Origin of the sequence: Mycolicibacter sinensis (genome assembly GCF_001673565.1) — a bacterium.
Lineage (GTDB): Bacteria > Actinomycetota > Actinomycetes > Mycobacteriales > Mycobacteriaceae > Mycobacterium > Mycobacterium sinense_C.
The window spans coordinates 1-574 of sequence record NZ_LZMF01000097.1 but is presented as its reverse complement, the minus strand read 5'-3'; the positions used below and the strand labels follow the sequence as shown (position 1 = coordinate 574).

Sequence of the window (574 nt, the reverse complement as noted above, 5' to 3'; positions counted from 1 at the left end):
CCGCGGTCTGGGCGAACGCCGCCGAGGGCGTGGGCAACATGGTCCCGCCGACGAAGATCGCGGTGTCGGCCAGCAGGGCCACCTGCGCGAGCGTCGTCTGGACGACCGGAGTTCCGGCGACGCCGGCAGCGATGACGCCCGCGACCGCGACCGGAGCGAAAACTTTGGTTACGTTCATTGCGACACACCTTGAACTTATGTAAGAGCTCGCAGACAGGACGGGTGACGCGCTGATAGTGGCATTCTCGCGCGACGAGAGTCAATGGACGCGCGGGCTGTGCCTGGCCAGCCCGCTCCAGGACCCTGGGCGGCGTTGACTTCCGCCAAGCGGCCCTGCCATGATCGCCCTCAGGCAATCTTTAGCTTCTGCGGTGAAGGGACGTCCCGTGATGCTCACCAAGGCCTTCGCGCCGATCGCGATTGCCGGCACCGTGGCAGGCGGTGTGCTTGCCGCCGCGCCGGTCCACGCCACCTACGCCGCCGTCAACCTGCTCGCTGACACCGCGTTCTTCGTCGGCCCGACGATCTTGTCCACTCCGTCGCCGACCTTCGCCCAGACCGCGGCCGACCTGTT

1 pseudogene is annotated in these 574 nt (G+C 67.4%); it reads left to right on the top strand.

From position 1 onward, the window contains the following. Nucleotides 1-371 precede the first annotated feature (371 nt). Nucleotides 372-574 (top strand): annotated as a pseudogene (locus A5648_RS14695) (PE-PPE domain-containing protein); the annotation flags it as partial.